The organism is Streptomyces sp. NBC_00377 (assembly GCF_036075115.1).
Lineage (GTDB): Bacteria > Actinomycetota > Actinomycetes > Streptomycetales > Streptomycetaceae > Streptomyces.
Map to the genome: position 1 here is coordinate 1,768,308 of NZ_CP107958.1, position 18,343 is coordinate 1,786,650.

The 18,343-nt window shown below is 72.6% G+C and carries 13 protein-coding genes; 4 read left to right on the top strand and 9 right to left on the bottom strand.

Annotated features, from left to right (window positions below; translation table 11 throughout):
* Positions 1-32: 32 nt before the first annotated feature.
* The 7 genes from OHS71_RS07830 to OHS71_RS07860 all read right to left on the bottom strand — a co-directional run bounded on the left by OHS71_RS07830 (position 33) and on the right by OHS71_RS07860 (position 9,877).
* Complete coding sequence (locus OHS71_RS07830; protein WP_328478185.1) at positions 33-974, bottom strand: S66 peptidase family protein; 942 nt, start codon at positions 972-974, stop codon at positions 33-35.
* A complete protein-coding gene (locus OHS71_RS07835; protein WP_328478187.1) occupies positions 971-3,019 on the bottom strand; it encodes a S9 family peptidase in 2,049 nt (682 codons plus the stop codon). The genes OHS71_RS07830 and OHS71_RS07835 overlap by 4 nt, the downstream gene beginning before the upstream one ends.
* Positions 3,020-3,035: 16 nt before the next feature.
* Positions 3,036-4,340: a M20/M25/M40 family metallo-hydrolase gene (locus tag OHS71_RS07840; RefSeq protein WP_328478189.1), complete on the bottom strand. Its 1,305-nt coding sequence runs from the start codon at positions 4,338-4,340 to the stop codon at positions 3,036-3,038.
* A complete protein-coding gene (locus tag OHS71_RS07845; protein ID WP_328478191.1) occupies positions 4,333-5,166 on the bottom strand; it encodes a M55 family metallopeptidase in 834 nt (277 codons plus the stop codon). Before OHS71_RS07845 ends, OHS71_RS07840 begins: the two co-directional genes overlap by 8 nt.
* A gap of 439 nt (positions 5,167-5,605) precedes the next feature.
* Positions 5,606-6,331, bottom strand: coding sequence for a class I SAM-dependent methyltransferase (locus tag OHS71_RS07850; RefSeq protein WP_328478193.1), 726 nt, complete (start codon positions 6,329-6,331; stop codon positions 5,606-5,608).
* Positions 6,332-6,482: 151 nt separating this feature from the next.
* Positions 6,483-9,014, bottom strand: coding sequence for an ATP-binding SpoIIE family protein phosphatase (locus tag OHS71_RS07855; RefSeq protein ID WP_328478195.1), 2,532 nt, complete (start codon positions 9,012-9,014; stop codon positions 6,483-6,485).
* Positions 9,015-9,433: 419 nt separating this feature from the next.
* Positions 9,434-9,877 (bottom strand): SRPBCC family protein, encoded by a 444-nt coding sequence (locus OHS71_RS07860; protein WP_328478197.1) that lies wholly within the window; start codon positions 9,875-9,877, stop codon positions 9,434-9,436.
* A gap of 212 nt (positions 9,878-10,089) precedes the next feature.
* Here OHS71_RS07860 and OHS71_RS07865 point away from each other — a divergent pair, with 212 nt between their 5' ends.
* Both OHS71_RS07865 and OHS71_RS07870 read left to right on the top strand, forming a co-directional pair.
* Positions 10,090-11,139: an Rv2578c family radical SAM protein gene (locus OHS71_RS07865; RefSeq protein ID WP_328478199.1), complete on the top strand. Its 1,050-nt coding sequence runs from the start codon at positions 10,090-10,092 to the stop codon at positions 11,137-11,139.
* A 147-nt stretch (positions 11,140-11,286) separates the two neighbouring features.
* Positions 11,287-12,864, top strand: coding sequence for an alpha/beta hydrolase (locus OHS71_RS07870; RefSeq protein ID WP_328478201.1), 1,578 nt, complete (start codon positions 11,287-11,289; stop codon positions 12,862-12,864).
* A 197-nt stretch (positions 12,865-13,061) separates the two neighbouring features.
* Here the strand turns inward: OHS71_RS07870 and OHS71_RS07875 are convergent, their stop codons facing one another.
* Together OHS71_RS07875 and OHS71_RS07880 are read right to left on the bottom strand one after the other, a co-directional pair.
* Complete coding sequence (locus OHS71_RS07875) at positions 13,062-14,189, bottom strand: tryptophan dimethylallyltransferase family protein (protein ID WP_328478203.1); 1,128 nt, start codon at positions 14,187-14,189, stop codon at positions 13,062-13,064.
* Between the two features lie 222 nt (positions 14,190-14,411).
* Positions 14,412-14,987: an adenylosuccinate lyase gene (locus OHS71_RS07880; RefSeq protein ID WP_328478205.1), complete on the bottom strand. Its 576-nt coding sequence runs from the start codon at positions 14,985-14,987 to the stop codon at positions 14,412-14,414.
* Between the two features lie 476 nt (positions 14,988-15,463).
* Between OHS71_RS07880 and OHS71_RS07885 the strand changes: the two genes are divergently transcribed.
* The gene (locus tag OHS71_RS07885) at positions 15,464-17,269 is read left to right on the top strand and encodes a 3-hydroxyacyl-CoA dehydrogenase family protein (RefSeq protein WP_328478207.1); all 1,806 of its coding nucleotides are present in this window, start codon (positions 15,464-15,466) and stop codon (positions 17,267-17,269) included.
* 136 nt (positions 17,270-17,405) lie between these two features.
* Entirely contained in the window at positions 17,406-18,221 is an 816-nt protein-coding gene (locus tag OHS71_RS07890) for a TetR family transcriptional regulator (protein WP_328478209.1), read from the top strand.
* Positions 18,222-18,343 lie beyond the last annotated feature (122 nt).

Consider the following 18,343-nt stretch of genomic DNA (forward strand, 5'->3'; position numbering starts at 1 on the left):
CCGGCGTCAGCTCAGAGCCGGAGCGTCCCGCGTCAGCGCAGGGCCGGGGTGTCGAGGGTCAGCGTGCCCTCGTCGGCGTCGAGGGTGGCGGGCACGCCGAGGGGCACGGTCAGCGCTCCCTCACAGTGACCGAATCCGAACTCCTCGACCACGGGCACGCCGAGGCCGCCGAGCCGGTCGGCGAGGACCGGCCGCAGTTCCTCGTAGGGACCGCATCCGTGCCACGAGCCGAGCACGACGCCCGCCACGCCGTCCAGCCATCCGCTGCGCAGGAGCTGGGTGAGTGCCCGGTCGACGGCGTACGGCCGTTCTCCCACGTCCTCGATCAGGAGCAGCCCGCCGCGGGCGCCGGCGCGGGTGTGCGGTGTGCCGTACCCGGTGGCGAGCAGTGTGAGACAGCCGCCCGAGGTGACGCCCCGTGCCCGCCCCGGCACCAGGGCGGTGCCGGTGGAGGGGCCGGAGCGGGCGGAGCCGATCGTCCGGACCGTCTCCGGGGCGAACAGGGTGGCTCTGAGGTGCTCCTGGGCGCGGGCGTTCTTGATGAAGTCGATGCCGGCGGCCACCGGCCCGTACAGCGTGACCAGGCCCAGCCGGACGGCGAACGCCTCGTGCAGGGTGGTGGCGTCACTGAAGCCGACGAACACCTTCGGCCCGGCCGCCCGCATGGCGTCCCAGTCGAGCAGGTCGACGACGCGCTGGGCGCCGTAGCCGCCGCGCGCGCACAGCACGGCGTCGACGCCCGGATCGCACCAGGCCCGCTGGAGGTCGGCGGCCCGGTCGGCGTCGGTGCCCGCGAGGTGCGGCAGACGCTCGTGCCGGTCCAGGACGTGGGGCGCGATCACCGGGTCGAGGTCCCAGCCGCGCAGCAGGTCGACTCCGGCCTGCACCCGCTCCTCGGCCACAGGACCGCTGGGCGCGACGACCGCGACCCGGGCGCCTGGGGCCAGCCGGGACGGCCGCACGAGTTCCTTCACTGCACCAGCTCCAACCTCGGGATTCCGGGCGGGCGCAGCCCGAACACCTGAGCGTACAGCGACAGCTCGGCCTCCAGGGCGCGCACCATCGTCGCCGCCTGCCGGAACCCGTGCCCCTCCCCCTCGAACGCGAGGTACGCCCGCGGCACGGGTCGCCCTGCCAGCCGGGCCAGGAACCGCTCGCACTGCGCGGGCGGGCAGATCACGTCGTCCAGCCCCTGGAGCAGCAGGAACGGCACGGTGATGCGGTCCGCGTGCTCGATCGGAGAGCGCTCCGCGTACCGGGCGGGCACCTCGTCGAGCCGGCCGACGAGGCTGTCCGGGTAACGCGACTCGAAGTCGTGGGTCTCCCCCGTCGCCCAGCCCACCAGGTCGAGGACGGGGTAGCGGATCGTGCCGCAGGCGTAGACGTCGGCGGAGGTCAGCGAGGAGGCGGCGGTCCAGCCGCCCGCACTGCCGCCGCGGACGGCCAGCCGCCGGCGGTCGGCGGTGCCCTCGTCCGCGAGCGCCAGGGCGACGGCCGCGCAGTCCTCGACGTCGACCACCCCCCACTGCTCGCGCAGCCGTTCCCGGTACTCCCGCCCGTATCCGGTCGAGCCGCCGTAGTCGACCTCGGCGACCCCGATGCCCCGGGACGTGAAGTAGGCGATCTCCAGGTCCAGTACGAGGGGGGCGCGATCGGTGGGGCCGCCGTGCGCCCGTACGACGTAGGGCGGCAGTTCATGGCCGGGGGCGACATGTCCGGGGTGGTGGGGTGGGTAGACGTGCGCGTGGATGTCACGGCCGTCGGGACCGGCGAAGGTACGGATCTGGGGCTCGGGGTAGTAGGCCGGGTCGACCGCGTCGTCGTGGGCGGCTCCGACCACCCGTGCGCGCCCGGTCCTGACGTCCAGCTCCACCACCTCATAGGCGCTGCGGGGGCTGGCCGCGACGGCGACGACGCGGTCACCGCGCACCGCGAGGGCGGGCGCGAACTCGGTCCACGGTCCGGCCGCGTCGACGAGTCCGCCGGTCTCCGGGTCGAGGACCCCGAGCACGGCGGCCCCACGGCCGTGCACGACGGCGACGAGGCCGTTGTCCAGCGGCGCGAACCACCGCTGCCCGAGCTTCCACAGGGCGCCGCCGAACTCCTCCTCGCGGGGGCAGACGGGCTGATGGTCGCGGTACAGGTTCCACCAGCCGCTGCGGTCGCTCGTATACAGCAGACAGTCGCCCGCCGGCTGTCCCGTGTCGCGCGGCGACCTCCGATCGTCGACGGGCGACCGTCCGCCGTCGTCCGGGCCCGGTTGCCCGTAGCCTGCCGACCGCATCCAGTCGACCTGCGCGATCGACTCCCCCGGCCCGCCCGCCACCACCCGGGCGCCGCTCAGTTTGCCGTCACTCGTGACGTCGGCGACGACCACCTCCGTTCCCTCCCAGGGCATCAGCGGGTGGTCCCAGGCCAGCCAGGCTGCCCGGCGGCCGTCGGACGAGAGGCGGGCTCCGGTGACGAACCTGCGCCGGTCGTCACCGAGTTCACGCACGGCGGTGCGGTCCTCGGCGGCCGAGCCGTCCAGCGGCACCGCGGCCGGGACCCGGCGTACGTCGGTCGGCTTCTCCCCCGTGAACTCCTCGAGCACGCACCAGACTTCACTCCGCCCGAGCAGCAACTGCGGTTCCACCCAACGCAGTCCGCCGCCCACCGGCGACAGGGGAGTGAGCGGACGCGGCGCGTCACCCGACTCGGGCTCGTACACGTACAGCCGCTGGTCGGCGAAGTGCACGAACACCACCAGCGGCCGGCCGTCGCGCACGGCGCCGGCCCATGGCTGTCCGCCGTATTCGACGACCCGGCTGCGGACGTTCCAGGGCGCCGGCAGGACGGACTCCTCCGTGCCGTCCGTGCGCCGTCTGACGAGCGTGCGGCGGCCCTGCTCGGCGGGCCGGGGCGCGGTCCACCACACCTCGTCGCCGACGAAGCCGACATACTCGGGGCGCCCGTCGTGCGTGGCCGCGAGGGCCGCGTCGATGGGCGAGGGCCAGGAACCGTAGGGCAGGACCCGCACGTTCTCCCCCGCTCGCCTAGGCCGTCCGCAGGAACCGGTCGAGCACGCGGACGCCGAAGTGCAGCGCCTCGACCGGGACCCGTTCGTCGACGCCGTGGAAGAGGGCCTGGTAGTCGAAGTCCGCGGGGAGCTTCAGCGGTGCGAAGCCGTAGCCGGTGATGCCGAGCCGGGAGAACTGCTTGGCGTCCGTGCCGCCGGACATGCAGTACGGCACCACGTGCCCCTCGGGCGCGAACTCCTCCACGGCGGCTCGCATGCGGGCGTAGAGGGGGGCGTCCACGGGTGCCTGGAGGGCGACTTCGCGGTGGCGGAACTCCCAGTCGACGTCGGGGCCGGTGAGTCGGTCGAGCGTCGAGCGGAACTCCTCCTCGCCGCCCGGCAGGTAGCGCCCGTCGACGAAGGCGACGGCGTCCCCCGGGATCACGTTCACCTTGTAACCGGCGTCCAGCATGGTGGGGTTGGCGCTGTTACGGACAGTCGCCTCCACCAGGGCGGCCGCAGGGCCGAGCTTCGTCAGCAGCCCGTCCACGTCGTTCAGATCGGGATCGACTCCGTAGAGCGCCGCGAGTTCGGTGAGGGCGGCACGGACGGTCGGGGTGAGCCGCAGCGGCCACACGTGTTCACCGATGCGCGTGACGGCAGCGGCCAGGCGGGTGACCGCGTTTTCCCGGTTGACCTTGGAGCCGTGTCCGGCGCGTCCGCGTGCGGTGAGCTTCAGCCATCCGGTGCCGCGCTCCCCGGCGGCGATGGGGTAGATCTCGCGCCCCGCCCCGTCGTGGAAGGTGAACGCTCCCGATTCGCCGATGGCCTCGGTGCAACCCTCGAACAGGCGGGGATGCCGGTCGGCGAGGAACCCCGAGCCGTCCTCGGCACTGGCCTCCTCGTCGGCGGTGAAGGCGATGACGAGGTCGCGCCGGGGCCGGACGCCCTGCCGGGCCCAGCCCCGCAGCACGGCCAGGATCATCGCGTCCATGTTCTTCATGTCGACCGCGCCGCGCCCCCAGACGACCCCGTCGCGCACCTCGCCGGAGAACGGGTGGACGCTCCAGTCGGCGGCCTCGGCGGGGACGACGTCGAGGTGACCGTGGACGAGCAGCGCGTCCGCGCCCGGGTCGGTGCCCTCGATCCGGCCGACGACGTTGGTCCGCCCGGGGGTGCGCTCCAGGAGGGTCGGTTCGATGCCCGCCTCCGCGAGCAGCGCGGCAGCGTACTCGGCGGCGGGCCGTTCCCGGCAGTCGCCGCCGCCGCGGTTGGTGGTGTCGATGCGGATGAGGTCGGAGGTGAAGCGGACCACCTCGTCCCGCGCCTGCACGTCAGCCATACTGCTCCTCGATCGCGGCCGAGACGATGGTGGTGACCGCCTTGAAGGTACGGATGCCCTCGTACATGGTGCCGTTGGTGTACGCGATCCTCCGCTCGCCGATGCGGGCGACGCCGGGCACGACGGTGGCCGCCATCGCGAGATGCTCGGCGTCGAACTCCACCTCCACGGTGAACGGACCACCCCGTACCGGTTCCTGACGGAGCGCCAGCCGCGTCGCCTCCTTGGCGGCCGCCCGGATGTCGGCGGCGGTGCGGGCCGGGGTACGGCATACGGCCGCATACCGGGAGACGTGGTCCTTGACCGCGACCTTCAGCGCCTCGGGCGCGTATCCGAGCGCGTCCTCGCAGGTGACGTCGTCGCCGGTGACGAGGACGACCGGCACGCCGTACTCGGCGACGACGTGCGCGTTGAGCAGCCCCTCGCTGGCCCGTACGTCGTTCAGCCAGACCCCGGTGAGGGAGTTGGCGAGGTAGGTGTGGGCGAGGACGCCCTCCATGCCGGCGCCGCCGTGGTAGCCGACGAACGCGATGCCGTCGATGTCGCCGTGCTGGACGCCCTCCACCATGGAGAGGGACTTGTGCCGCCCGGTGAGCATCTCCACCCGCTCGTCGAGCCGCTCGAGCAGCAGATTGCGCATGGTCGAGTGGGCCTCGTTGACCAGGACCTCGTCCGCCCCGCCGTCGAAGAAGCCCAGCACGGCGGCGTTGACGTCCGAGGTGAACATCGACCGGCACCGCTCCCACTGAGGCGTCCCCGGCAGTACGTCGGCCGGCCAGGTGACGCCGGTGGCGCCCTCCATGTCGGCGCTGATGAGGATCTTCACGTCCGGCCCCCGTCCTCTCAAGGAAACCCGAGCCTAGCGGGCCGTACCCCGTTTTCCCGGGGAGCGACTCCGCTCGTACGCGCGCTTCCGCACACCGGCAGGGCACGAACGGCCCGGCCACAGGCCGGCCGCACCCACGGCCTCGGCAGCGCCGAGCCGGGGCCACCACGAGCGCGGCACTCCGTGATCGGCCGGCGGCTTCAGCGTCCGGCCGGCGCCGAGGAAGACCGAGGCGGCCGAGAAGCCCGCCATGAGGGCTCCCCGCGCGGCCGCGGCCACCCCGCTCGGGACCGGGGCAGCCCCTGCGCGGGGCGGGTGCCAGGCAGTGGACATATCGACAGCCCCTCAGGGCGTCCGGGCCAACGCCCTTCCTTCACCCCCTGACAGGGGCGCCGCCGGGGTGTGACAGCGGCGGCAGCCGCTTTCGCCGTGACCGCGGTCACCCGACGCGAGCGGCCACCAGCCACGTCGACGGCAGCTCGATGCGGGTGCCGTCTGAGGCGAACTCGGCTGTGACGAGCGGGAGTTCGCCCGAAGCCAGCACGGTGAGGCCGGCGGCGCCCAGATACGCCGGCATCGCCTCGTCGGCCACTTCACCGGGGGCGATGCCGTGCCGGAAGACAGGCGCGAGTTTCGGCGGCGGACCGGCCGGGTCCTGTGCCAGCGCACCGAGGACGGGACGGGCGGCCTCCGACAGTTCGACGAGGAAGGCCCGGCCGCGCTCCCCCACCAGTGCCGCGATCCCATCTACCAGCGGCTGCCGGTCGTCGGGCTCGCACTGGTGCAGGACGCCCCTCATATAGACGTTGGCGTCGCCGAGTTCGGCGTGCAGCGTCTCGGCCGCGCCCTTCTCGGCCGCGTCCAGCAGCCGGTACGTCGCCTGTCCGGCCAGGTCCGCGCGGCGCGCGTGGTCGAGGGCCGCGGCGGACAGGTCGGCGCCGACGACATGCGGGAAACGGTCGGCGAAGTACCGGGTCTGGGTGCCGTTTCCGCAGCCGAGGTCCACCAACGCCAGGCCGGGGTCGGTCAGATGGCGTTCGAAGAGAGCCAGGTGGAGGGCGGCGGTGACCTTCGGTTCCGCGTCCCAGAACACACCGCCCGGGCCGTCCGGCGCCTCGCGCCAGAAGCCCTCCCACGCCTCCCGGTACCGACTCGTCACGCTCATGCACAACCCCCCAGGTGCAATGCCGATCCGCCGTGAGTGACGGGCGAGTACGGTCTATCGTTCCCCGGTCGGCGCGACAAGCACGGTACGCATACCTTCACGCCGCGTTCGAGACCGTACGCCGTTCCGTTCCGCCCGGGTCCGGCCGCGCTCAGCGGCGCGGCAGCGTCAGTTCGAACCACACGGACTTGCCCGCGCCCGTACGGCTTGCGCCCCACTCCCGGGCCAGTGTGCTCACCACGCGCAGCCCCCGCCCGGACTCGTCGCCGGGTCCGGCGCTCAGCAGGGTCGGCAGGTCGTGATCGTCGTCCTCGACCTCGCACAGCAGCGTGTCGCCCCGTACGAGGCGCAGGGCCACGGGGCTCCGGCGGGAGTGCCGTACGGCGTTGGTGACGAGTTCGCTCACCATGAGCTCGGCGGCCTCGACGAGTTTCGGCAGGCCCCAGTCGTGGAGCTGTTCGCGGACCACGGCGCGGGCCCGGCCGACCTCCGACGGGCCGAGCGGGAACCGCCATTCGGCGACGTCCTGCGGTGCGATGCCGTTGAGGCGGGCCAGGAGCAGGGCCACGTCGTCCTTGCGGCCGCCACGGGTGTTGAGCGCGCGGATGATGGTGTCGCAGGCCGCGTCCATGGAGGCCGCCGGGTGGGCTGCGGACTCGCAGAGGGTCGCGAGCCCCACGCCGATGTCCTCGCCGCGCACCTCCACCAGACCGTCGGTGCACATCACCAGCCGGTCGCCCGGCTCCACGCGCACGCGTACCGCCTCGAAGGGCACGCCGCCGACGCCGATGGGCGCGCCGGTGGGCAGCTCGAGCAGCTCACTGCGGCCGTCGGCGGCACGCACCAGCACCGGCGGGATGTGGCCCGCGTTGGCGAGGTGCAGCTCGCCCTCGATGGGGTCGTAGACGGCGTAGAGGCAGGTGGCGAGGTAGGTGTCGCCCAGCCGTTGTGCCAAGTCGTCGAGATTGCGCAGGAGTTGGGCGGGCGGCAGGTCGAGGGCGGCCATGGTCTGCACGGCGGTGCGCAACTGACCCATCATGGCCGCGGAGTTGAGGCCGTGCCCCATGACGTCGCCGACCACGAGGGCGGTGCGCGAGCCGGGCAGCTTCACCGAGTCGAACCAGTCGCCGCCGACCCGCCCCAGCAGGGTGCCCGGCAGATAGCGGGTGGCGATGTCGCAGCCCGCCATGCGCGGCGGGATGTGCGGCAGCATGCTGTCCTGGAGGGTCTCGGCGACGCTCTCCTGGTAGGTGTACATGCGCGCGTTGTCGAGCACCAGGCCCGCGCGGGCGGCAAGTTCGGCGCCGGTGACCCGGTCCATGTCGTTGAAGAGGGCCCGCTCGGGGTGGCGCAGCAGGATCATGAAGCCGAGGACGACGTCACGGGCCTTCAGCGGGACGACCAGCATGGAACGGCCGGTGATCAGGGGCCGGATGTCACGCTTGTCGAACTGCGAGGCGATGGCGTGGCCCATCTGCTCGCTGATGCGCGGCACGAGGACGGGCTGTCCGGTCGTCATGCACTGGAAGAACGGCGTGTGCGCGGGGAACGGCATGGCCTCGCCGACGGGTACGACGTCGTCCCAGCGGCCGGGTTCGTCGGTGTGCTCGAGGGCGACCCGGTGCCACATGGTGGTCGTGTCCGGCACGCCGTCGGGGAACCCCTCCCCGGCGACGACCTGTTCACGCAGATAGGTGCCGGCGACGTCGGTGAAGCGCGGGACGACGGCCTTGCTGACCTCGACGATGGTGCGGGAGAGGTCGAGGGAGGTGCCGATCCTTCCGCTGACCTCGTTGAGGAACTCCAGCCGCTCACGGACGGCGACGTACTCGAGGTCCTCGCCGTCGTCGTCGGACTCACGCGATATGGGCGCCCCTTCGGCGACGGCGCGGGCGGCCCGCTCACGGCGGGCTCGTCGCTCGACGCGCAGGGCCACGCCCCAGTCGGGGGTCACGGGCACCCGGTCGTTCTGGCTGAACTCCAGGACGGGGTAGCCGAGTTCGAGGACCTGGGCGACGATGCGGGCGCTCTCGCCGACACTCATGCTGGGCAGGATCTCGGGCAGCCGGCGGGCGAGTTCCGGGGCGCCGGGGAAGTCGGTGTGCAGGGCGAATGCGGGCGCGACGCGTTCGACGGCGAGGGGGTCGGCCGGGTCGTCCTGACGCAGGGCGGCCGCGTCCGCGGCCAGCACCAGCAGCCGTTCGGTGCCGGGACCGACCAGCGGGTAGGCCCACCACAGCACATCGACCCTGGCCCGGTCCCGGTCCCGGTCGGGCACGGTCAGTCTCGCGCGCCCGGCGGCCGGGTAGCCGAAGCCCCGGTCCAGGGAGGAGTCGAGGCCGGGCCCGAGACCGTCGTAGGCCGCGTAGTCCTCGTAGCCGCCGTAGCCGCCGTCCAGGAGGTCGTCGTCCGGCTCGGGGAGCGCGCCGGAGACGGGGAGCAGGTCGATGGCGGGCCGGCCGATCGCCTCTTCCTTGCCGACTCCGAAGAGCCGGCGTGCGCCGGTGCTCCAGTGCGAGACGAGGCCCTCACGGTCCACCACGACCACGGCGAGCGGGACGCATCCCGCGTCGGCGGGCTCTCCGCCACCCGCCGGGCGGGAGGATCCCTGTCCCGCTTCGCCCGGCGCGCCATCGGCGGCTCCGCGGCTGGGAGGTTCGTCCCTCTCGGTGCCACGGTCCATGGCCCAGGCCCTCTCTCCCCAGAGCTGTGCAAGATCTGTCCCGCCGTCACCACCGTACGGCGCACGTCCGCCGGCATGTGCGGCAATTCTGGAATTGGTTTCACCGGGGCGCGCCGGGGTACGCCGCACGTCCCGGCGCCGTCTCGCGGCACGGCCGGCCCCCGTGGGCGGGGCGCGGACCGCGTTTCGCGCCCCCGCCGCCGGCCCTGCGCAGGGCGGTGGCGACCGGCGAGGTGACCGGCGACGACTGTGGTGTTCCCGGCCATGTGCCGCTCCTCTCGTCGCGCCTGCCGGACAGTTGCCGCGTGAAGCCACAACCACGAGCAGGCGCGACGGGTCACGGCGCCGTGACGGTCACCGGTGAGATCCACTCGAAGCGGTGAGAGGAGCCGGGGCGCCGCGGGAGCACGGGGGTCGGTCTACTTCTCCACCTCGGCGGCGAGGTTGGCGAGGATCAGGTCGTAGATCCGGTTGAGGCCCTTGGGCGCGAACGTCCTCTCGAAGAAGCCCCCGATGCCGCCGGCGCCGTTCCACGTGGTGGTGACCACGACGCGGGACCTGCCCTCGCCGGCCGGGGTGACGCGCCAGACGGTGACCATCGAGGAGTTGCGGTCCTTCTCGACGAGTTCGCCGTCCGTCGGCTCGGTGACCTCCAGGAGGCAGTCCCGGACGCGCTTGCTGGTGGCCTGGAGCTTCCAGTGGACGAGGCTGCCCTCGCCGTCGCCACCCTCGCGCACCTCGTACTCGCTGAAGTGCTGGGGCAGCAGTTTCCCGCGCGCGCCGCTGTAGTCGGCGATGGTGTCGAACACCTTCTCCGGGTCCGCAGCGACGACCCGCTCGGTGGTGGCCTCGACCTGCGCCATGGGGTTCCTCCAGGTCCGTGTTGCTCAGGGTTGTTCGGGGTTCCGCACGTTCGGGGCAAGCCAACCACCCCGGTCCACGGCCGCCCAAATCGGGGTCCCGCAAGCGCCCCGGAAGCGATCGCGGGGCGGTCGGAAACGGCTGCCGAAAGGTCCGCCGCACGATCATGGGAACAGATGTTCTATTGTGGGGGCAGTGCTACCGAGGAGGCGTCATGCGCTGGGACAACCTCACCGCCGAGACCCGCCACGACCGGCCGGCGGACGCCGCGCTGTTCGGCGCGGACGCGGTCACGACCAGGACGTTCGACACGCCCGAGTTCGCCGGCGTCACCTTCCACGAGATCCGGGCCCGCTCGATCCTGAACCGGGTGCCGGGCGCCTCCCGGATGCCGTTCGAGTGGACGGTGAACCCTTACCGGGGTTGCACGCACGCGTGCGTGTACTGCTTCGCGCGCAAGACGCACAGCTATCTCGACCTCGACACCGGGATCGGCTTCGACACGCAGATCGTCGTCAAGGTGAACGCGCCGGAGCTGCTGCGCCGCCAGCTGGCCTCGCCCCGCTGGCACGGGGAGCACGTCGCGATGGGCACGAACGTCGACTGCTACCAGCGTGCCGAGGGCCGCTACCGGCTGATGCCGGGCATCCTCTCCGCCCTGGGCGAGCGGGCGAACCCCTTCTCCATCCTGACCAAGGGCACCCTGATCCTGCGCGACCTCGATCTGCTCCGGAAGGCCGCCGAGGTGACCGACGTCGGTGTCTCGGTCTCCGTCGGCTTCACCGACACCGAGCTGTGGCGCACCGTGGAGCCGGGCACCCCCGCTCCCCAGCGGCGCCTGGACGTCGTACGGACCCTCACCGACCACGGCATCGGCTGCGGGGTGCTGATGGCCCCGGTGATCCCGTTCCTCGGCGACGAGCCCTCCCAGCTGCGCGCCACCGTGCGGGCGATCGCGGCCGCCGGGGCCACCTCGGTCACCCCGCTCGCGCTGCATCTGCGCCCCGGGGCACGCGAGTGGTTCATGGCCTGGCTCGGGGAGCACCACCCCTCTCTGGTGCGCCGGTACGAGCGGCTGTACGCGGACGGCGCCTACGCCCCCAAGTGGTACCAGCGGCGGATCACCCGTCAGGTGCACGAACTGGCCGAGGAGTACGGCATCGGCCCCACGCGCGCGGGGATGCCCCGCCGGACGCCGCAGCCGGAGCCCGAGCCGGTGGCGGAGCCGGCCGGGCCCGGGCCGGTCCAGCTGTCGCTGATCTGAGCGCGTTCGAGCGGATCCGGCGACCCGAACGGGTCAAGTAACGCCGGAACAGGTTCTGCCGGACGCTCTTCCCGGGACGATGCGGCGAGGGCCGTGACCTGCGCGGTCCGGCCGTCCTCGGTCTGTTCGTCGCCCCGGGAGCACTGTATGAACCCACGTGCAGCCGCGCTGTGCGCTGCCGTCGCCGTCGTGGCCGGGACGGTCACGGCCGTGCCCGCCGACGCGAGTCCGCCGCACCCCGCGCAACGTGCCCGCGCGGCGGCGCTCAGCTGGAAGGGCTGCGGCATCACGGGTCAGCCGAAGCTCCAGTGCGCCTCCCTGAAGGTGCCGCTCGACCACGAGGAGCCGGGCGGGGAGCAGATCACGCTGGCGCTGTCCCGCGTCCCGCACACCGCGAAGAAGTACCAGGGCCCGCTGCTGGTCAACCCGGGCGGCCCCGGCGGCCGGGGGCTGAGCCTCGCCGGATACGTGGCGTCGGCGCTGCCCAAGGCCGTGTCGGCCCAGTACGACGTGATCGGCTTCGACCCGCGCGGGGTGGGCAGGAGCACGCCGGCGCTGGACTGCCAGCCCGGCCACTTCGGCCCCGCCCGCCCGGACTCGGTGCCGGGCACCGAGGCGGTCGAGCAGGCGAACGTCGCACGCGCGAAGTCCTTCGCCGCGGCCTGCGTCAAGAAGTACGCGCGCGTGCTGCCCCACATCGACACGCTGAGCACCGTGCGGGACATGGACGCGATCCGGGCCGCGGTCGGCGCCCCGCAGCTGAACTACTTCGGCTACTCGTACGGCACCTACCTCGGCGCGGTGTACGCCAAGCTCTACCCGCAGCGGGTGCGGCGCCTGGTCCTGGACTCGATCGTCGACCCCACGGGCGTCTGGTACGAGGACAACCTCACCCAGGACCTGGCCTTCAACGACCGTCACCGGGCCCTGATGGCCTGGATCGCCAAGTACGACAAGACGTACAAGCTCGGTACCGACCCGGCCCAGGTCGAGACCAAGTGGTACGCGATGCGGGCCGCCCTCGCCGCGAAGCCGGCCGACGGCCGGGTGGGCGCCTCCGAGCTCGAGGACACCTTCCTGCCCGGCGGGTACTACAACGGCTACTGGCCCCACCTCGCCGAGGCGTTCGCGGCGTACGTGAACGGCAAGGACTCCGCCCCGCTGGTCGAGGCGTACGAGAACTTCGCCGCCGTCGACGCCGCGGGGGACAACGGGTACAGCGTCTACACGGCGGTGCAGTGCCGTGACGCGTCCTGGCCGCGGGACTGGGACGAGTGGCGCGCGGACAACTGGTCGATGTACGGGAAGGCGCCGTTCATGACCTGGAACAACGCCTGGTACAACGCGCCGTGCGCGTTCTGGCCCGACGAGCCGGTGGGACCGGTGAGCGTCGCCAACGGCGGGCTGCCCCCGGTCCTGCTGTTCCAGGCGACGGACGACGCGGCCACCCCGTACGAGGGTGGCGCGACGGTCCACGCGCTGCTGCGGGATTCCAGCCTGGTCGTCGAGGAGGGCGGCCAGAACCACGGCATCACGCTGAGCGGCAACTCCTGCCTGGACAAGCACCTGGCCACGTATCTGACGGACGGCACGGTGCCGCGCGGGAGCGGCGGGGTCGACGCGGTGTGCAAGGCGCAGCCCGACCCGAAGCCACCGACCTCGAAGGTCGCGGCACGCACCGCCCACGGCTCGACGCTGCACGGGCTGCTGGGGTTCCGCGGCTAGACGGTGGGGGGACCGACGGCCGTCCGGGGCTCCGCCCACGGGGCGGCCGTGCCCGGCCCGTCCGGAAAAGGGCTCCGAGGGGTCGTCCTCGACTTCACGGAGCCTGCGCGCCGCTCCCGGAGCGGCGGCCCGGGCCGCCGCATCGGACACGCGGTACGCGATGCCGCCGCGGACTGGCCGGCGGGGCTTCTCCCCGCTCAGACCACCGGGCCGTCATACGTGCTGAACCGCAGGTACACCCCGATGTCCGCGGGCAGCTCCGGTGAGATCGTCCGGTAGCTGCACAGCTCCTGAAGCCCCCCGGTGTCCGTCCCGCGCCCGGCCGTCAGCCGCCGCACGATCTCGGCGTGGGGACGCGGGTCGATCCCCTCCAGTTCCATCAGCCGGGCGATGCGTGCGGCGGCTTCCGCGTCGGAACCGGTGTTGTCCGGCAGCCGCAGATAGATGTTGGCCTCCTGGGGGCCCGACGTGCCCTCCCGGAACGCCAGGCAGGTCATCGGCTCGTTGCTCACGAGGCCGCTTTCCCGCGAGTAGATGACGGAACGCGCCCGGGCAGCCCGGCCCTGCTCGTAGCGGTGGGCCAGCTCCGCCACGGTGTCCAGCTCCTCCATCTGCATCGGGCGGTGCCGGTAGTAGACCTTCACCCGCGGAGCGCTCCCGCCGTCCAGGTCGAGAGCCATGAGCTCCAACTCGTGCCCCCGCCGGGCGAGTTCCGCCCCGCGCTGTCCCACCGGCTCCCAGGCCTCCGCCAGGCCCAGGCGGTGCATGGCTTCCGCCATGACGTCGTACGCGCGGTCCAGGCCGTGTACCTGCGGGTTGAGGTAGACCTTGTAGTGGGGCTGTTCCCCCGGTCTCCAGGCCAGGGAGTGCCAGAGGGTCGCCCGGTAGCGATCGGGGGCGGACGTGATGAACAGGTCCTCGATACCGAGGTACCGCGCGATGTCGGCGCCGGGTCTGCCGGCCAGTCGGCGCGTCAGCTCGCGGCCGGCCTCCTGGCAGCCGAGCGGGGTGCGGTCGGAGCCGAGCGACTCGAAGAGGATGCGGATCTCGGGACGGCCGCCCTTCCAGCTGACGGAGAGTTCGGCGGGGAATCCGTCCGCCGAGACGAACGAGGGGGGTTCGCAACGCGTTCCGACAGGGCGCGATCCCCACGGGTGGATCACTTCCCGCAGGTCACGCAGTACGGTCTCGGTCTCCCACCCCTCGACCCCCAGGCCGCCGCAGACCGCCGTCCACTTCTCCTCCAGGAACCGTCCGAACGTTCCTTCCGCTCCTTGACGCAGGAACAAGTCGGATATGTTGTCGGGGAGTTGCGCACTGGTCACTGTCGATCACCCTCCATAGCCGGACCAATTCGGCCTCGTCCGCGGTCACTTCGGCAGCCCGACGGCCGCGCCAAGCCATCGCAGTTCGGCGGAGGGCGATCTTCCCCACGTGAAGGTATTCGAATCACGAACCAATAAGCGACACGTACTCACCTCCCGGAACGCCAGTGAATGGCGCTTTTGTCCTTGCGTGCCGACCCGGGCGGCCGCCGGTCCGGCCCGTCAGCGCTGCCTCGGGATCCGCGCCAGCGCGTGCACGGCCGCCTCCGCGAGCACGGGATGGGCGAGGGCGTCCTTCAGCACCGGCCGGGCGCGGTCGTCGCCCAGGGTGCCCAGACCCTCCACGCAGGCGAGGGCCACCCGCCGGTAGGGGTCGTGCGGCCGCAGTCTCCGCCGCAGCGTCGTGATCAGTGCGGGCACGGACTCGGGTGCGCGCAGTTCCACCAGCAGCCGGACGGGGTGCAGGGCGTAGGCGACGCGCCGTTCGTTGGTGGCGAGAGTGGCCGCGGCTCGGGCGGTGCGCGGGTCGTCGAGGCGCGCCAGCGCGTAGGCGGCGGACGAGCAGCGCGGCGGGTCACGGTGGTTGAGCAGCAGGACGAGCGCCTCGAAGGCGCGCGGGTCCCCGGCGAGGCCCAACCGGAACGCGGCCAGTTCGCGGGCCCAGAGCGGCTGCCCCGACTCGGTGAGCACGTCCGCGAGTTCGTCGAGGTCCGTGGCGCCCGCCAGCCGCTCGTACGCCGCCGTCGCTCCGGACTCGCGCCGTAAGCGCTCCGTGAGTGATCGCAACTCTTCGTCCATGTGCCGAGCCTAGGGGCTGGGTCACGCGGGCAAGGGCGGGCCGGGACAACCGGGCGCCCGGCCCGTCCGCCGCCGCGGCGCCGACCGGGGGCCGACGGCCGAAGAGGGCGCGGCGGAGCGGATTACGTCACAGGAACAGGGGCTGGCGTGCTCGTTACCCACCGGTTAAGCTCATAAGAGCGAGTTACCCACTCGCCTCACCTCCTCGTGGTGGCCTGGTGACGCAGTCGCCGCGAGCGAAGTCGGTTCGGTACTCCGTGTACCGCTGTACGACCCGGCCACGGGACAGGGCCGGTCGGATCTCTCCGTTCGTCTTCCGGGCGTGTGCGCGCCCGCGGCGACGGCACCGGGCGTGTGCGCTTGCAGCCCGTCAACACCCGCAACTCTTCTCCGCACCCGGTGCGTCCGGGCCTCCTCCGAGGCCGCCAGGCGCACCGGGGGCGTTCCCAGTCGTCACTCATTCCTGGAGTCCCGCGATGGCCGCTCCCCTGTCCGACACCCCTCTGTCCCCGTTCCAGACGATCGCCGTCATCGGCCTCGGCACCATGGGCACCGGCATCGCCGAGGTCCTCGCGAAGGCCGGGCGGGAGGTGGTCGGCATCGACATCAGCGAGGCACAGGCCGCGCGGTCCCTCGCCGCGCTGGAGGCCTCCACAGCCCGCGCCGTGCAGCGCGGGCGGCTCACCGAGCAGGAGCGCACGGCCGCGCTGGCCCGCGTCCGCGTCTCCACCGACCTGGCCACGGCGGCCGACGCCGACCTGGTCATCGAGGTGGCGCCGGAGTCGTACGAGATCAAGCAGCAGATCTTCCGCGAGCTGGACGGGCTGGTGCGGCCCGAGACCATCCTCGCCACCGGCACCAACGCACTCTCCGTGACCCGGCTCGCCGCGGAGTCGGCCCGCCCGGAGCGCGTGCTGGGCCTGCACTTCTTCAACCCGGCGCCGGCGATGAAGCTGGTCGAGGTCGTCTCCTCGGTGCTGACCGCGCCCACCGCGGTCACCGCCGTCACCAACCTCGCCCTCGACCTCGGCAAGGAGCCCGTCGCGGTCGGCGACCGCCCCGGCTTCGTCGCCGACGGCCTGCTGTTCGGCTACCTCAACCAGGCCGCCGCGATGTACGAGGCCCGGTACGCCTCCCGCGAGGACATCGACGCGGCGATGCGGCTGGGCTGCGGACTGCCGATGGGACCCCTCGCGCTGCTCGACCTGATCGGCGTCGACACGGCCCGTACGGTCCTGGAGGCCATGTACGCCGAGTCCCACGACCGGCTGCACGCCCCCGCGCCGATCCTCAAGCAGCTCAGCGAAGCGGGCCTGACCGGCCGCAAGTCGGGCCGCGGCTTCTACACCTACGAGGCGCCCGGCAGTGCGACGGTCGTCCCGGACGCGCTGACGCCGCTCACCGGCGGGGCGGGGGCCGAAGGCCGCACGGTCGCCTCGGTCGGCGTCGCGGGCTCCGGCACCATGGCCTCGGGTATCGCCGAGGTGTTCGCCAAGGCCGGCTACGACGTCGTCCTCGCCGCCCGCAGCGAGGAGAAGGCGCAGACCGCCAAGGCCCGGATCGGCAAGTCGCTCGCCCGCTCCGTGGACAAGGGCCGGCTGACCGCCGAGGCCGCCGCCCTGATCCTGGAGCGGATCACCCCGGCCGGCTCCTACGAGGCCTTCGCCGACGTCGACCTGGCGCTGGAGGCGGTCGCCGAGGACCTCGAGGTCAAGCAGCAGCTCTTCGCGACCCTGGACAAGGTGTGCAAGCCCGGCGCGGTCCTCGCCACGACGACCTCCTCGCTGCCGGTCGTCGCCTGCGCCCGCGCCACCTCGCGCCCGCAGGACGTGATCGGGATGCACTTCTTCAACCCGGCGCCGGCGATGAAGCTGGTCGAGGTCGTCCGCACGGTGCTGACGGCCGACGACGTGCACGCGACGGTCCGCGAGGTGTGCGGGCGGATCAAGAAGCACGCGGTCGACTGCGGCGACCGCGCCGGCTTCATCGTGAACGCGCTGCTGTTCCCGTACCTCAACAACGCGATCAAGATGGTGCAGGAGCACTACGCCACCCTGGACGACATCGACGCCGCGATGAAGCTCGGCGGCGGCTATCCGATGGGCCCCTTCGAGCTGCTGGACGTCGTCGGACTCGACGTCTCCCTCGCGATCGAGAAGGTCCTGCACCGCGAGTTCCGCGACCCGGGCCTGGCGCCGGCCCCGCTTCTGGAGCACCTGGTGGCCGCGGGCTGCCTCGGTCGCAAGACCGGCCGCGGCTTCCGCGAATATGCCCGCCGCTGACGGCGTCGGCGACTGGTTCCGAGGAGAAGAGGACTGGGGCGGACTGCTCGACCCCGCAGGCGCGCCCCCGTCCGTCCAGGGCGGGGGAAACCCCGGACAGGCGCACCGAGCTGCGCACATGCAGTACGTTCGGGTCATGCCCCAGCCCGCCAGGTCCTCACGTACACCAGCCACGCCCGACGCGCCGGAGAGTGCCGCGGGAAGCCGCGCGGCCGCCCAGCGGCTCAAGATGCGCCGAGAACTGGCGGCCGCGGCGATGGAGCTGTTCTCGACCAAGGGGTACGAGGCGACCACCGTCGACGAGATCGCGGCCGCGGCCGGGGTAGCCCGCCGGACCTTCTTCCGCCACTTCCGCTCCAAGGAAGAGGCGATCTTCCCCGACCACGACGACACGTTGATCCGGGCGGAGGCGGTGCTCAACGCGGCCCCGGCGCACGAGCATCCGCTCGACACGGTGTGCCGCGGCATCAAGGAGGTCATGAAGATGTACGCGGCCCGGCCGGAGATCTCGGTCGCCCGCTACAAGCTGACGCGCGAGGTGCCCACCCTGCGCGAGGCGGAGATCGCCTCGGTGGCCCGCTACGAGCGTCTCTTCACCCGCTATCTGCTCGGTCACTTCGACGAGCACGCGCACGACGACGACGCCAACGACGACCCGCTGCTCGCCGAGGTGGCGGCGTCCGCCGTGGTGACCGCCCACAACCACGTCCTGCGGCGCTGGCTCAGGGCGGGCGGCCAGGGCGATGTGGAGGCCCAGCTCGACCATGCCTTCGCGATCGTGCGCAAGACGTTCGGGACCGGCATCGGAGCGGGCCGCAGCAGCGCCGGCTCCGCTCAGCAGGCCCCGGCGACGATCTCCGCGCAGGGCGAGGTCCTGGTGACGGTCGCCCGCACCGACGCCCCGCTCGACGAGGTCATGCGCGCCATCGAACAGGCGCTCAAGGAGCGCTGAGCACCGCTCGCAGTCCCTTCACGCTGTGATGACGGCCACCCCACGGGGTGGCCGTTTTGCCATGTCAGAGCCCCTTTTCGCGTGGATTTCAGGACGCGTTCGATCGATCATCGCTCATTTGT

Excerpts from the sequence above, each read along its gene's own strand:
- OHS71_RS07855 (WP_328478195.1), bottom strand. The coding sequence starts at position 9,014 with ATGGACCGTGGCACCGAGAGGGACGAACCTCCCAGCCGCGGAGCCGCC.
- OHS71_RS07870 (WP_328478201.1), top strand. The coding sequence starts at position 11,287 with ATGAACCCACGTGCAGCCGCGCTGTGCGCTGCCGTCGCCGTCGTGGCC.
- OHS71_RS07865 (WP_328478199.1), top strand. The coding sequence starts at position 10,090 with ATGCGCTGGGACAACCTCACCGCCGAGACCCGCCACGACCGGCCGGCG.
- OHS71_RS07860 (WP_328478197.1), bottom strand. The coding sequence starts at position 9,877 with ATGGCGCAGGTCGAGGCCACCACCGAGCGGGTCGTCGCTGCGGACCCG.
- OHS71_RS07885 (WP_328478207.1), top strand. The coding sequence starts at position 15,464 with ATGGCCGCTCCCCTGTCCGACACCCCTCTGTCCCCGTTCCAGACGATC.
- OHS71_RS07850 (WP_328478193.1), bottom strand. The coding sequence starts at position 6,331 with ATGAGCGTGACGAGTCGGTACCGGGAGGCGTGGGAGGGCTTCTGGCGC.
- OHS71_RS07890 (WP_328478209.1), top strand. The coding sequence starts at position 17,406 with ATGCCCCAGCCCGCCAGGTCCTCACGTACACCAGCCACGCCCGACGCG.
- OHS71_RS07840 (WP_328478189.1), bottom strand. The coding sequence starts at position 4,340 with ATGGCTGACGTGCAGGCGCGGGACGAGGTGGTCCGCTTCACCTCCGAC.
- OHS71_RS07880 (WP_328478205.1), bottom strand. The coding sequence starts at position 14,987 with ATGGACGAAGAGTTGCGATCACTCACGGAGCGCTTACGGCGCGAGTCC.